The organism is Crocosphaera chwakensis CCY0110, assembly GCF_000169335.1.
GTDB classification, from domain to species: Bacteria; Cyanobacteriota; Cyanobacteriia; order Cyanobacteriales; family Microcystaceae; genus Crocosphaera; species Crocosphaera chwakensis.
Map to the genome: position 1 here is coordinate 18,811 of NZ_AAXW01000050.1, position 14,524 is coordinate 33,334.

Annotated in this window: 13 protein-coding genes; 4 read left to right on the forward strand and 9 right to left on the reverse strand. The window is 34.1% G+C overall.

Features of this window, described 5'->3' with window-relative positions; translation table 11 throughout:
* Nucleotides 1-7: 7 nt before the first annotated feature.
* Nucleotides 8-733 carry a 16S rRNA (uracil(1498)-N(3))-methyltransferase gene (locus CY0110_RS21525; RefSeq protein WP_008277678.1) on the reverse strand — a complete coding sequence of 242 codons (726 nt, stop codon included), beginning with the start codon at nucleotides 731-733 and terminating at the stop codon, nucleotides 8-10.
* Between the two features lie 11 nt (nucleotides 734-744).
* Entirely contained in the window at nucleotides 745-1,041 is a 297-nt protein-coding gene (locus tag CY0110_RS21530; protein ID WP_008277679.1) for a hypothetical protein, read from the reverse strand.
* Between the two features lie 52 nt (nucleotides 1,042-1,093).
* Between CY0110_RS21530 and selD the strand changes: the two genes are divergently transcribed.
* Nucleotides 1,094-3,391, forward strand: coding sequence for a selenide, water dikinase SelD (selD, locus tag CY0110_RS21535; protein ID WP_008277680.1), 2,298 nt, complete (start codon nucleotides 1,094-1,096; stop codon nucleotides 3,389-3,391).
* A 51-nt stretch (nucleotides 3,392-3,442) separates the two neighbouring features.
* Here the strand turns inward: selD and CY0110_RS21540 are convergent, their stop codons facing one another.
* The 4 genes from CY0110_RS21540 to ylqF all read right to left on the reverse strand — a co-directional run bounded on the left by CY0110_RS21540 (nucleotide 3,443) and on the right by ylqF (nucleotide 5,955).
* Complete coding sequence (locus CY0110_RS21540; RefSeq protein ID WP_008277681.1) at nucleotides 3,443-4,174, reverse strand: GUN4 domain-containing protein; 732 nt, start codon at nucleotides 4,172-4,174, stop codon at nucleotides 3,443-3,445.
* Between the two features lie 180 nt (nucleotides 4,175-4,354).
* Nucleotides 4,355-4,591, reverse strand: a complete 237-nt coding sequence (locus tag CY0110_RS21545; RefSeq protein ID WP_008277682.1) for a DNA-directed RNA polymerase subunit omega — start codon at nucleotides 4,589-4,591, stop codon at nucleotides 4,355-4,357.
* A gap of 164 nt (nucleotides 4,592-4,755) precedes the next feature.
* Nucleotides 4,756-4,893, reverse strand: coding sequence for a hypothetical protein (locus CY0110_RS21550; protein WP_008277683.1), 138 nt, complete (start codon nucleotides 4,891-4,893; stop codon nucleotides 4,756-4,758).
* 225 nt (nucleotides 4,894-5,118) lie between these two features.
* The gene (ylqF, locus tag CY0110_RS21555; RefSeq protein ID WP_008277684.1) at nucleotides 5,119-5,955 is read right to left on the reverse strand and encodes a ribosome biogenesis GTPase YlqF; all 837 of its coding nucleotides are present in this window, start codon (nucleotides 5,953-5,955) and stop codon (nucleotides 5,119-5,121) included.
* Between the two features lie 47 nt (nucleotides 5,956-6,002).
* Between ylqF and recJ the strand changes: the two genes are divergently transcribed.
* Entirely contained in the window at nucleotides 6,003-7,967 is a 1,965-nt protein-coding gene (recJ, locus tag CY0110_RS21560; protein ID WP_008277685.1) for a single-stranded-DNA-specific exonuclease RecJ, read from the forward strand.
* A 126-nt stretch (nucleotides 7,968-8,093) separates the two neighbouring features.
* On the opposite strand, the gene CY0110_RS21565 is transcribed toward recJ, so the two are convergent.
* Entirely contained in the window at nucleotides 8,094-8,435 is a 342-nt protein-coding gene (locus CY0110_RS21565; protein WP_008277686.1) for a HepT-like ribonuclease domain-containing protein, read from the reverse strand.
* On the reverse strand, nucleotides 8,432-8,830 hold the full coding sequence (locus CY0110_RS21570) for a nucleotidyltransferase family protein (protein ID WP_008277687.1): 399 nt from the start codon (nucleotides 8,828-8,830) through the stop codon (nucleotides 8,432-8,434). Before CY0110_RS21570 ends, CY0110_RS21565 begins: the two co-directional genes overlap by 4 nt.
* 479 nt (nucleotides 8,831-9,309) lie before the next feature.
* Between CY0110_RS21570 and CY0110_RS21575 the strand changes: the two genes are divergently transcribed.
* Nucleotides 9,310-9,732 (forward strand): hypothetical protein, encoded by a 423-nt coding sequence (locus CY0110_RS21575; RefSeq protein WP_008277688.1) that lies wholly within the window; start codon nucleotides 9,310-9,312, stop codon nucleotides 9,730-9,732.
* A gap of 334 nt (nucleotides 9,733-10,066) precedes the next feature.
* A complete protein-coding gene (gene metH, locus CY0110_RS21580) occupies nucleotides 10,067-13,648 on the forward strand; it encodes a methionine synthase (protein WP_008277689.1) in 3,582 nt (1,193 codons plus the stop codon).
* A gap of 254 nt (nucleotides 13,649-13,902) precedes the next feature.
* Here the strand turns inward: metH and CY0110_RS21585 are convergent, their stop codons facing one another.
* On the reverse strand, nucleotides 13,903-14,199 hold the full coding sequence (locus tag CY0110_RS21585) for a circadian clock KaiB family protein (protein ID WP_008277690.1): 297 nt from the start codon (nucleotides 14,197-14,199) through the stop codon (nucleotides 13,903-13,905).
* Nucleotides 14,200-14,524 lie beyond the last annotated feature (325 nt).

A 14,524-nucleotide genomic window follows, 5' to 3' on the forward strand; every position in this document is an offset into this window, starting at 1 on the left:
ATTTTTTTTAATCTTTAGGATGATATTTTTCTGTAACAGAAGCAACTAAAGAAAGTGTAACCAAAGGGGCAGTAACAGCACGAAGAATTCTCGGACCAAGGGTAACAGGAATAAATCCTGAATTAATAGCCTCATTTATTTCTTTCTCTGTCCAACCTCCTTCGCATCCTGTCGCAATGGTAATAGAATTTGTTGTTGTTTCCAGTAAATAAGTAAGTAAATGTTTAGCTTTTTTTCGTGTTACACAAATATAATAATTTTGATTAGTTTGTTTGACCTTTTTTAAGGCTTCTGAAAAAGAAATCGGTTCAAGAATGTTAGGAACCAGTTGTCTTTCTGATTGTTCGGTTGCTTCTTTAACAATTTTACGCCAACGTTCCAATTTATGAGAACTAGGTTTTAATAAAGTTCGTTGACTAATAACCGGAATGATGGTGTTAATCCCTAATTCTGTACAACTACGAATGACCTCATCAAATCCTTTTCCTTTGGGTAAAGCTATCATTAAAGTAACATTAATGGGTAATTCTGTTTGTTCGTTTAATTGTTCAATAATTTGACCATTATCATCATTGATTTTAGCAATATAAGTGTTATTTTGACCATCGACAACAATAAACTGACTATCTTCTTTTAATCGTAAAACATTTTTTAAGTAATGTTTTTGTTCAGGGGTTAAGGTAATCATATCTCCCTGTTTTTGGGTTGGTTCAATAATAATACGATAAGTCAATGATTTATAATTTACTTATTCAAAACACGACAAATTAATTTACCAACGCCGTTAGATTTAAAGGGAATGATATCACCTTCTTGAGTAACACGATGACGTTGACGACAATCATAAATTTCTATGGATCTTATTTCTTGATCAATTTTGACCGCAGCGCGATATTCCCAATAATTCTTAGCACTCCGTTTAATTTTAACAATACAAACTTGATGACCCTTTATTTGCCGACAAAATTCAGCTTTAGCAGATGGAATTATTATACTCCAGGAAATACAGATAACTATCAATATTACAATAAGTTTTAACACTTTTGTCTCCCAAATTGATTAAAATGAAATAAAGTCATTTTTTTAGTTTCTCATGAAATCTAATCCAACACAATTGACGGATAATTTGGTTTTAATTGGTGGGGGTCACAGTCATGCTATTGTTCTAAAATTGTGGGGAATGAATCATATTCCTGGGGTACATTTAACCTTGATTAGTGATAGAACTCATACTCCTTATTCTGGTATGTTACCCGGTCAAGTGGCAGGTTTCTACGATTTTGAAGAAACCCATATTGATTTACGGGTTTTAGCTCATTTTGCTGGAGCTAATTTCTATCATGATACTGTCATTAATTTAGACTTAGAAAATAAACAAGTTATTTGTGAAAAGCATTCTCCTATTACTTTTGATAATTTATCCATTGATATTGGTAGTATTCCTCAAAAAAGTAATATTTCAGGAGCCTCAGATTATGCCATTCCAGCTAAACCTGTGGCTCAATTTTTAACAGCATGGAAAAACGTAAAAAAAACAATTAAAACTCATCCTAAACAGCCTTATAGTTTAACAATTATCGGAGGGGGTGCAGGAGGTGTGGAATTAGCATTTAATATGAGAACTTGTTTACTTAATATTTTAGAAAATGCGAATAATTTAACCCTTAATTTGATTCATCAGGGTAATCATTTATTAACGGGTCATAGTCATTGGACAAGTAAAAAAGTACAATCTCTTTTATTAGAAAATGGTACTAATATTTATCTCAATGAAACGGTCATAAAGATAACCCCTAGTTCTCCCCATCATTATAGGATAACTTGTGATTCTGGACTAGAGATAAGGTCAGATTTTGTCTTTTTAGTCACTCAAGCTTCCTCACCTCAATGGATAGAAAAAACTGGAATAACCACAGACAAAAAAGGATTTATCTTAGTTAATAATTATTTACAATCTGTCTCTCACCCTAATATTTTTGCTGCGGGAGATATTGCCACTATGAAAAACTATTCTAGACCAAAAGCCGGGGTTTTTGCAGTGCGTCAAGGTCAACCTTTATTTAATAATTTACAATCCATTATTTTAGGAACTAAGTTACATTCATATTACCCTCAAAAATTTTATTTAAGTTTAATTGGAACGGGAAATAAAAAAGCGATCGCTTCTTGGGGAAGTTTAGGTTTAGAAGCATCTTGGTTATGGACTTGGAAAGATTATATTGATCGCAAGTTTATGGATCGATTTAAAAATTTTTCTTCGATGAAACCTGAAAAAAATAACAATATAATTGATGTTATAATAACACTTAAAAATGAAGTTATTTTAAATAAAGCTCAAGATAAAAAAGAATTAGAAAATAAAAAATTCATGCCGTGTAACGGCTGTGCATCTAAAGTAGGAAGTTCTCTTTTACAAAAAACATTACAAAGATTAGACATTAATCAAAATCCAGAAATTATTGTCGGTTTAGCTTCTCCCGATGATGCAGCCATTATTGATATTAGCGAACAAGAGTTATTAGTAGAAACAATTGACTACTTTCCTAGTTTTATCAGTGATCCTTTTGTTTTTGGACAAATTACGACCAATCATTGTTTAAGTGATTTATGGGCAATGGGAGCAAAAGCTCATAGTGTTTCTGCTGTAATTACTTTACCGTATGGAGTAGATTCAGTTCTAGAAGAAATTTTATATCAATTATTAGAAGGATGTTTAAAAATTCTTAAACAAAATCAAGTTTCTTTAGTTGGAGGACATACATTACAAGGTGAAAAACTAGGCTTCGGTTTATCTTGTAATGGCTTTATTTTACCCAATAGAATTTTATGCAAAAGTGGTATGCAACCTAACGATAAAATTATTTTAACCAAACCCCTAGGAATCGGAACATTATTGGCAGCAGAAATGATTTATCAAACGAAAGGTAACTGGATTGATAATGCGATACAATCTATGTTAATTTCTAATAAAAAAGCCTCAGAAATTTTCTTACAATTTGAAGCCTCTGCTTGCACTGATATAACAGGGTTTGGTTTAGTTGGTCATTTAATAGAAATGATGAAAGCCTCTCAAGTTTCCGTAGAATTAAACTTAGATAAAATTCCCATCTTAATAGGGGCAATAGAAACTATTAAACAAGGAATTACCAGTTCTTTACATCCGAAAAACTTAGACAATGAAACTTATCTAACAGTTAATAAAAATATTAAAAAATCACCTAACTATTCTTTGTTATTTGATCCTCAGACTTCTGGGGGTTTATTAGCATCTATCCCCGAAGAAAATGCTGATCGCTGTTTGCAAGAATTAATCAGAGCGGGTTACACTGATAGTCAAATGATTGGAAAAGTTATCCATAAAAGTAACAAGATTACTTGTCAATTAACTTGATAAATCATTAAATCAATATCCTCATTTAACTCAAGATATGAGTGTACATTATCAAGAATTCTCTTGTGACCAAGCAGGATGGGAAAACAAAGAAGCCGTTACCCTTACCCCTCTTAATTGATTTAATAACGGTAGATGACCCACCGGCGCACTTAATTCCCAAGTAAATTGGTTGGGATACTGAGTCCAATTATTATCTTTTTTCCAGCCAATTTTCGGCCATAATTTAGTAAAGTCTTTGCCAACAGATAACCATAGTTTTCTCTGTACAGAAAAACCAAATTTTCCTTCTGAATGTAACAACCATAAGGCATTAATGGTCTGTAAATCTGTTACAGGGAATTGTTCGACTTCGGTAAAATAAACCCATTTACGTTGTACTGCACCTTCTCCTGCTAATTCACACAAAAGATGACGGGTTAAGGTATCTGCATCTTGAAACTTTTGCTCAACCAGTAATTGATTAAGGGGTTGATAATCTATATTTCGCTGGGATTTAAGGGGTATAATTCCATCAGGAAAATGGGTTTGAATAAACTCTTCTGTGATGGGCTTTTTTAATTGGTAGAGGGTGCCGTAAATTTTACCTCTTACAAGATCAACAGTATCTACATCTGATGCTTGTAAAAATTTCATTAATACTTGCCAACCTCCTTCTCCCATACTCGTTAATTGAGGAATTAATTGAAGTTGGTCTTTTTGTGTCCCATTAGTAAACTGATCCGTCAGTTGGGAGAGATTATTGTCTGTATTATCGATTGTAGCGGTTTGCTGGTCAGTCATGAAACTATCCGTTGAGACTCACGGTAATGTATTGTTTGCTTAGATAGGTACTGATTAATATCGGTTAGTCTAAGGGCTAATCAACACTACTGTATGATAAGGATCGAGGACAATGATTGCTCATTGACCGCTACTTATATTATCTCAAAAAGAGGCTCACTTTAGAAGTGAAATTAGGGATTAATTTAACTCGTGGCCGATAATTTCTGGTTCAGTGAATTCGTCGGACATCTCTAAGACAGCGCGGATTACAGGTTTCATCATGGGAGTTTCACTATTTTCATTGTCTTCATGACGACAACGTTTGGCCCGTCTTGAAACTTGGACTACCACACGATAACGGTTTGATGCTGCACTCATTAGGCGATCGGCCCGTTCAACCATTTCACCAGGATTAATGGGAAACTGTTTAACCATCTAATTATTAGTAAATGACTCTACTTTTAAGAATATCAAAGCAGCGTAAAGAACAATTCAAGACTAGGATAGGAAAAGATTAATACTAACCATGACTGATTATACAAAACCCACAACTATCTAATATGACAGTTGTGGGAAGTTTATTAAAAGATAACTTATCATTAAAAATCGAAGATGTCTTCTTCATTCAAGTTGATTCCGTAGAAATTTATTAATCGTAATAAATAGTAACTTTCTGGATTAGTTTCAATAACGTTCAATTCGGGATATGCAATATTTAATAATTCTGCGGTTAACATAAGTTTTGTTTGTGTAAGTTAGTGAGTTCATAATATTCTAATTTTTAAACATTGCTAGTGTTCATTCTCATTACTTTACTGTGATCGCTATCGCAAAAAAAAACAATATTATATTAATGTTACTATCGTGATTAATAATTCACTACTCTATAAAACTTACTGTTTTAAGTAGTTAAACATAAATAAAATTAACTATTTATAAAAATTATTAGTTATTCATACCCATTAACTAGGTGGTAACTCTAAGGGAATTTGTCCCATTATTCCTTTTCTAAAATCGTTTAATAACTGCATTGTGGCTCTTTCTTTATCTCCTTGGTATCGAGTTTCTCCTAAAATTTCAATATATTCTTCTCCCGTAATTTCTTGGGGGTCAACTTGATAACGAGATAACAAAATTTTCTCGAAATTTAACTCAACTAATAAATCAACTAATGCTGCGCCAATTTGTTGATTATCATAAGCTGCTTCGCCAATATCTTCACAGATAGCTAATTTCACCGCATCTTCTTGATTATCAAGTTTGGCTGGAATAATACCCGGTGCGTCTAAAAGCTCCAAACTATCAGAAATTCGTATCCATTGTAACTGACGGGTGACTCCAGCGCGTCTGGCACTGGCTACGACTTTACGACCCAATAAACGGTTAATTAAGGCGGATTTTCCCACATTAGGAAAGCCGATGACCACTGCTCTTACTGCACGGGGACGCATTCCGCGATCGCATCTCCTTTGGTTCATTTGTACCCCTGCTCCTTGTGCTGCTTTTGTGAGGGGTTTAATGCCTTTGCCTTGTTTTGCGTTGGTATAATAAATTTTTTCTCCTTGAGCAGCAAACCAGTTTAACCAGTCTTGGCGGACGGATTCTGGTATCATATCCATGCGATTAAGTACCAGCAGTCTTGGTTTATCCCCTATCCATTGAGGAACGTCAGGATGATGGGAAGCTAAGGGAATACGAGCATCTAAGACTTCAAAGATTACATCTACACGGTTGAGTTGTTCTTTTAGTTGTCGTTCTGCTTTGGCGATATGGCCAGGATACCATTGAATGAGGGGCATGGGAATAATTGTTACAATAATCTTCTAAAATCATAGGACAAAATTGCATGAAATTACCAGATCAACGGTGGTATATTGCCTCTCCTAACCCCGATAAAGTTAAAATGTTGGTAGCAGAAACGGGACTATCTCCCTTATTAGCTCAGGTGATTTTAAATCGGGGGATAGATAGTCCTAATTTAGCCCAAGTTTATATTAACCCAAATGTAGAAACTCTGCCCGATCCTTTAGATGAATTTCCTGATTTATTTCCTAGTATTAAACTCTTAAAAGAAGCAATTAACATAGGAGAAAAGATCGCTATTTGTGGGGACTATGATGCTGATGGCATGACTAGCACTTCTTTATTATTAAGGGCTTTAACTCACTTAGGAGGGGATGCTTATTATGAAATTCCCAGCCGGATGAAAGATGGTTATGGCATCAATGAAAGAATTGTGGAAAAGTTTGCAGAAGAGGGTGTCGGGGTCATTTTAACCGTTGATAATGGTATTGCTGCCTATGAACCTATAAAAAGAGCAGTAGAATTAGGATTAACGGTTATCATTACAGATCATCATGATCTACCCGAAAAGTTACCCCCTGCTGATGCAATTTTAAACCCGAAATTATTATCGATTCATTCTCCTTATCGGGGATTAGCTGGTGTAGGAGTTGCTTATATTTTGGCTATAACTCTTGCTAAACAATTTAACAAAACTGAGGAAATTATTGATTCATTATTAGAGCTATTTACCCTAGGCACTATTGCCGATTTAGCACCGTTAGTTGGGGTTAATCGTCGTTGGTTGAAAAAGGGATTAAAACAATTACCTAATTCACAATTAGCCGGGATTCAAGCTTTAATGCAAGTAGGAGGAGTTAGTGAAGAACAAAAGCAATTAAAACCGGATGATATTGGTTTCAAATTAGGTCCAAGAATTAATGCAGTCGGAAGAATTGGTGACCCACAAACAGCTATTGAGCTATTAACAACCGATGATCCAGGAATTGCACTAGAAAGAGCAATGCAATGTGAACAAATTAATGGTAAACGGAAAGGATTATGTGAAGAAATTGAAAAAGAAGCTATTCATTTAATTAAAACAACGCCTATTAATTATAAGCAAGATAGAGTATTAGTTGTTATTCATCATAAATGGCATCATGGTGTTATTGGTATTGTTGCGTCTCGTTTGGTTGAGCGTTATGGTGTTCCTGTTTTTATTGGTACTTACGAAGAAGATGATCCTAGTAAAATTAGGGGATCTGCAAGAGGAATCGAAGAATTTAATATCTTTGAAGCTTTAGTTTATTGTGATGATTTATTGGGAAAATATGGAGGACATAAAGCAGCCGGAGGTTTTGGTTTAAAGAGTGAAAACTTAATAGCTTTTAAAGAAAGATTGAGTAAATTTGCCCATCAATTATTAGAACCCCATCATATTAAACCATTAGTTAAAATTGATGGAGAAGCAGATTTTAACCAGTTAAATGCTCATTTATACCAACATATTGATAGTTTACAACCTTGGGGAATTCAAAATGCTTTTCCTGTCTTTTGGACTCCTAATGTGAAAATTTTAGAACAAAGAACTGTCGGTAAAAATCATTTAAAATTAGTATTGGGTCAAGATGATGGTCAAGAAATGAAAGCGATCGCTTGGCGGTTTGGTTCCTATTTTCCGCTACCTAAACGGTTAGATATTGCTTATAAATTGACTGAAAATCATTGGAATGGGAACGTTAACATTGAATTGGAAATAATAGGAGTTCGTTTACCTGCTGGTACTATAATTCAATCTCAAAATACTTTTACTTATCAAGGAAAAGAATATATTTGTCACTATTCCCAAAAAGAAAAAGAGTTAAGGATTAAGAATGCTCAAGGTAAAGTTTTAGCTGTACGGAAAGGACAAAGAAAAGGATTATTAGGGATTAATCGTCAAGAAGCAAAAGAAATCGATGTTACTCAAAAGCCCTATTTTGATATAATTAAAGCAGCTATGAATACTTTAAATTTAACGAAATGATTGGTTTTTAAAAACTAATTTATAACAATTCTCATACTTGTGAGGTACAAAGTTTTCTAGTTTTGGGAGTCAGGAGTCAGCAATTCAATTTTAGGTGTACCTTATGAGTTCGGGAAACGCTATATATTATTCCAGACTGGTAATAATTGCTTGCATTTTGACTATTAAACTAGGTATATTTTCTTGAGACGTATTCCAAAGAGTAATTAATCTAACTTGTGAATAATCATGAACAATTTTATCTCGCATCCCTGTCATTTTTCGCCATTCCATCTGTGGATAAAGACAACGAAATTCATCAGGAATATTTTTACTTGCTTCCCCAATAATTGCAAAAGACATCATCACTGATAAAATTCTCTCTTCATTTTCTTCAAATTCTTCAAAAGATAAATTCATCGTTTGTTCTTGGATAATTGTTGCATATTTTAAAATATCTCTCAAAGAATCTTTTAAACTTCTTTTCATAAATAAACTGTCTCATTAAGAATATTTTCAGCAATATAAGGTTTTAATGACTCCTTATCAACTAAATCTACTGGAAGGCCAATTTTATCGCTAATTAAATATTCAATTTCTACTAAATCAAATAAAGTTGGTGCTTTGGAAAATTTCACTAAAATATCAACATCACTATCTTGAGTTTGTTCTTCTTTAACATAAGACCCAAAAATTCCCAATTCACTGATCTTAAATTTTTCTACTAAAAAAGGTTTATAATTGATTAAAATTTCTTTGATTTCTTCTAAAGTTTTAATTTTAACTTTTTCTGGTTCAACTTCAGAAGAAAGCTGTTCAATGAGACGTTTTTTATCTTCTGAAGATAATTGTTTGGCTAATTCCATCACATCTTGTAATGTCATAATTTTTCTTTTTATATTAAATATTCCTTCTATTTTATCTTAAGTATTTATAGTTCTGATTTATGTAAAATTTATTTTGTATAACTTTCTATTATTAAAAAGTTTAATTGAAGAATGGATGTACTTAACGCAATGTAGGGGATTTGAAGCGTTTTATTAATTTGTAGATAGATTTCTACAAGTAACTCTGCAATCTTACTTTAGCATTTTTTGGAAAAAACACAAGTATTGAATTTCGTCATATTTCGGCAAAATTAGTGAAAAGCGATCATTGTAAATGAGTGTAAATTAGTTTAGATAGCTTATATAAATTTTAGATTTAGATAATTTCCGTTTATCATAAATCAACCTGTGTTGTTACTGTCAACTTAACCAACAATAAACTGTCATTGCAAGTAAGCAAAACCTTGACGACAACTTACTTTGACACTTAAACCCTAAAATCACTCGGACAAAATAATTAAGTAGGAGAGAAAAAAATGAACACCATTAATCAAAGTTATCAACCTGATAGTGGCCCTATCGGGGGTTTAACAAATGGAGGAAAAACTCATACCAAACAAATCTCAAAAATCAAAACCAATTCTAACGAAGAACTTGTTTTATTATCTTCCGAAACAATCTCCTTAATTGGCAGCCAACTTGAAGAAGAAGACCAAGAAACAATCACCATACTTTTTGATAAAATTTATCACTATTCTTGGTCAACAAAATGGTTAATTCTTCCTGTTGTTGTAATACTTCCAAAAGATAGAATGGAAGAATGGTTAGGAGACTTATATCAAAGTTTATCCCTTAGTTTTGGGAAATATCCTCAATGGTTTATTAATCTGATGATTATTTCTAAAACAGGAATATTGATTATTTCTGCTGTAAAAATTAAGATTAGTGACCTTTTCTAACTTACCTAAACCATTACCAAGGAAAACTTAGAGGCTTAATATCATTAAGCCCTAATTTTTGATGTTATATTTAGGGTTAAATTGAGCCATTTTATCGTTAAATCGAGTCACAGATAAAATGTTATGATTACTATTATTTTTCTCCCTTCTAGAATATTTAAGATAATCTCTAATCTTCTTTTTTCTAATTCTTCTGCAATCCTAGCACTATAGTTTTAACATAGCTACTGCTTAGTCTCCCTCAAATGTACGATAGTTCAACGACTCTCCTTAAATTGATATACTTTTTATAATAAATCTTAATTCTAAATCTGCCACTCTATCTATCACATCCATGAATAGTACCTTTCTCAATCATCTCAAAAGTCCTAAACGTCCCGTACTCGTCTTTGATGGTGCGACAGGAACCTCATTACAAAGTCAAAACTTGACTGCAGAAGACTTCGGAGGACCTGAATACGAAGGTTGCAATGAGTATTTAGTGCATACCAAACCCGAAGCAGTTGAAAAAGTACATCGAGGGTTTTTAGAGGTTGGTGCAGATGTGATTGAAACGGACACCTTTGGGGGAACTTCTATTGTCCTTGCAGAGTATGATTTAGCCGATAAAGCTTACTATTTGAATAAAAGAGCGACAGAAATCGCTAAAAAAATGGCTGCTGAATATTCTACCCCAGAAAAGCCCCGTTTTGTGGCGGGTTCTATGGGTCCAGGAACTAAGTTACCCACATTGGGACATATTGATTTTGATACTCTTAGAGACGCTTACGTTGAGCAAGCAGAGGGGTTATACGATGGGGGTGCAGATTTATTAATTATTGAAACTTGTCAGGATGTATTGCAAATAAAGGCAGCTTTAAACGCAGTTGAAGCGGTTTTTGAGAAGAAGGGAAACCGTTTACCCATCATGGTTTCTATTACTATGGAAACCATGGGAACGATGTTAGTGGGAACAGAAATAAGTGCAGCGTTAACGATTTTGGAACCCTACAAGATTGATATTTTAGGACTCAATTGTGCCACGGGTCCTGAACAGATGAAAGAACATATTAAATATTTATCAGAACATTCTCCTTTTATTGTTTCATGTATTCCTAATGCGGGTTTACCTGAGAATGTTGGAGGACAAGCGCATTATCGTTTGACTCCTGTAGAATTAAAAATGGCCTTAATGCACTTTATTGAAGATTTAGGCGTACAAATTATTGGGGGATGTTGTGGTACTCGTCCCGATCATATTAAATCTTTATCAGAACTTTCTCAAGAATTAAAACCCAAAGAACGTCATCCAGAATATGAACCGTCGGCTGCTTCAATTTATAGCACACAGCCCTATATTCAAGATAATTCATTCTTAATTGTTGGGGAACGATTAAACGCTAGTGGTTCTAAAAAATGTCGTAAATTATTAGATGCTGAAGACTGGGATAGTTTAGTATCTTTAGCAAAATCTCAGGTAAAAGAAGGAGCGCACGTTTTAGATGTTAACGTAGATTATGTAGGACGAGATGGGGTGCGGGATATGCACGAATTAGCCTCTCGTTTGGTGAATAATATTACCCTTCCTTTGATGCTTGACTCAACAGAATGGCAAAAGATGGAATCAGGATTAAAGGTTGCTGGTGGTAAATGTATTCTCAATTCCACTAACTATGAAGATGGAGAAGAACGCTTTTTAAAAGTATTAGAACTCGCCAAAAAATACGGTGCTGGTGTTGTCGTTGGAACCATCGATGAAGAAGGAATGGGACGCACCGCAGATAAGAAGTTTCAAATCGCAAAACGTGCCTATGATGCAGCGATTAATTACGGAATTCCTGCTCATGAAATCTTTTTTGATCCTTTAGCGTTACCTATTTCAACTGGGATAGAAGAGGATAGGGAGAACGGCAAAGCAACGGTAGAAGCTATAAAACGCATTCGAGAGGAATTACCAGGGTGTCATATCCTCTTAGGTATTTCTAATATTTCCTTTGGTTTAAATCCTGCGGCCAGACAAGTATTAAACTCAGTATTTTTATACGAGACAATGCAAGTTGGTTTAGATGGTGCCATTGTTAGTGCAAGTAAAATTCTACCCTTAGCAAAAATTGAAGAAGATCATCAAAAAGTCTGTCGTGATTTAATTTATGACTTACGAGAGTTTGATGGTGATATTTGTACCTATGATCCTTTAACCAAGTTAACAGAATTATTTGCAGGGAAAACAACGAAAAAAGATCCCTCGAAAACCGCTAACTTACCTATAGAAGAACGGTTAAAACAGCATATCATTGATGGGGAACGGTTAGGGTTGGAAGATGCACTAGCAGAAGCGTTGAAACAATACCCTCCCTTAGACATCATCAACGTCTTTTTATTAGATGGTATGAAGATAGTAGGAGAGTTATTTGGCTCAGGACAAATGCAGTTACCTTTCGTACTACAATCTGCACAAACTATGAAAGCTGCTGTTGCTTACCTAGAACCTTTTATGGATAAAGAAGAAGGAGAAGAAAATGATAGTGGAAAAGGTAAGTTTCTCATTGCCACTGTTAAAGGGGATGTCCATGATATCGGTAAAAACTTAGTCGATATTATCCTTTCCAACAATGGTTATAAAGTGATTAATTTAGGGATTAAACAACCTGTCGAAAATATTATTAAAGCTTATGAAGAACATCAACCCGACTGTATTGCTATGAGCGGTTTATTGGTGAAATCTACAGCATTCATGAAAGATAATTTAGAAGTATTTAATGAGCGCGGGATCGATGTTCCTGTTATCTTAGGTGGTGCAGCATTAACCCCGAAATTTGTCTATGAAGACTGTCAAAATACCTATAAGGGTAAAGTTGTTTATGGAAAAGATGCTTTCTCTGACTTGCATTTTATGGATCAATTAATGCCAGCAAAATCAGCAGAAAACTGGGATAATTTACAAGGATTTTTAGGAGAATTTATCGATAATAATAGTCTCTTCCAAGAAGAAAGGGGGGAAAAAGCAGCCCAAAAAGCAATTGAGAAAAATGGTAAGTCTACAACTCCAGAAATACCTAAAGTTATCGATACAAAACGATCAGAAGCTGTTGAAATCATGGAACCTGCTACACCCCCATTCTGGGGAACTAAAATCCTAAAACCCAATGAATTCGATTTAAACGAAATATTCTGGTACTTAGATTTACAAGCTTTAATTGCAGGTCAATGGCAATTTCGTAAACCTAAAGAACAGTCACGGGAAGAATATGAGGCATTTTTAGCAGAAAAAGTTTATCCAATTTTAGAAGAATGGAAACAGAGAGTAGTCAGAGAAAACTTATTGCATCCTACAGTTATTTACGGTTACTTCCCTTGTCAGTCTCAAGACAACAGTTTACTGGTTTACCATCCTGAAACTGTAAAAAATGCTAACAATAAAATACCAGAAGATGTAAAACCCATCTGGGAAATTGATTTTCCTCGTCAAAAATCTGGTCGTCGTCTCTGTATTGCAGACTTCTTTAGTCCAAAAGAATCAGGTAAAATAGACGTATTTCCAATGCAAGCAGTAACAGTGGGAGAAATTGCCACAGAATATGCTCAAAAACTTTTTGCAGCTAATGATTACACTAATTATCTCTATTATCATGGAATGGCTGTCCAAACCGCCGAAGCATTAGCAGAATGGACTCATACTAAAATTCGCCGAGAATTAGGATTTTCCGACCAAGAACCCGATAATATTCGAGAAATGCTACAACAACACTATCAAGGTTCCCGTTACAGCTTTGGATACCCTGCTTGTCCTAATATCCAAGATCAATATAAACAATTAGAAGTGATGGGTTGCGATCGCATTAATATGTATATGGATGAAAGTGAACAAATCTACCCTGAACAGTCTACCACCGCTATTATTACTTATCATCCTGTCGCTAAATATTTTAGTGCTTAATGGTAAATCTTGAATCAAATGGGCATAATATTATTATGCCCCTACACTATCCAATAGGGGTTTAACGGTGTTAGAGACTGTTTCTAAATAAACATTAAATATAGCTAGACGACTTAGCATAACCTAATTGTCTTAACCTTAAATGAACCATTGCAATATAAATAAAGCATCTATACTAAACATAGGGAGGCCTTACTGAATATTTGTTTTGTTTTCAGCTTACTATTCCTCCCTTTTCTTAGCCTGAACTCAGGTTAATTGTAAACTGCATTCTTTTGCAACATTTTGATCTCTTGTAACACTTGTTTTCGATCAGATAAATTACCAACAAGTCTTCTTTGGGACGAATAAGCTGACTCTAAGAGTAGTGTAGGAATAGCAACAATTTTTTCAGTTTCAGCTTCCTCGAAGTTCTCCAAAATATCAATAATTTCTATTTGGCAATCATCGTTGAGATCATCATGACAAATTTCAGTGAGAGTGTTCATAGCTAGTTCGGAATTGACCGTATTACTAGCAATATATAATTTCAGAGAATAGGTAGAGTTCATGGCGAAAGTTGTTCCTTAAATTGGGGTTAGAAGTCGAAATCATCTATGACACTTCTTTTAGAAGAAGTTTGAATAAGTATTCGGATAGGCGTTTTCAAAAAAAAAGTTTATGATTCTTTTAGTTTTGCAAGATTCTATTCTTAGTTGATCTCGACCGAAAACATAATGAATTGACTTTTATTGACACCTTGAAATAATTCTTCAAGTAAGTTTAATCAGAATGCCCCTTGAATAGTGACATTTGATACCAACATCATCAGATTTTTTCTTTATTGTGAGAGTAGTCTTAAATCAAACAATTCATGGCGGTTTTTAGCTCGTTGCT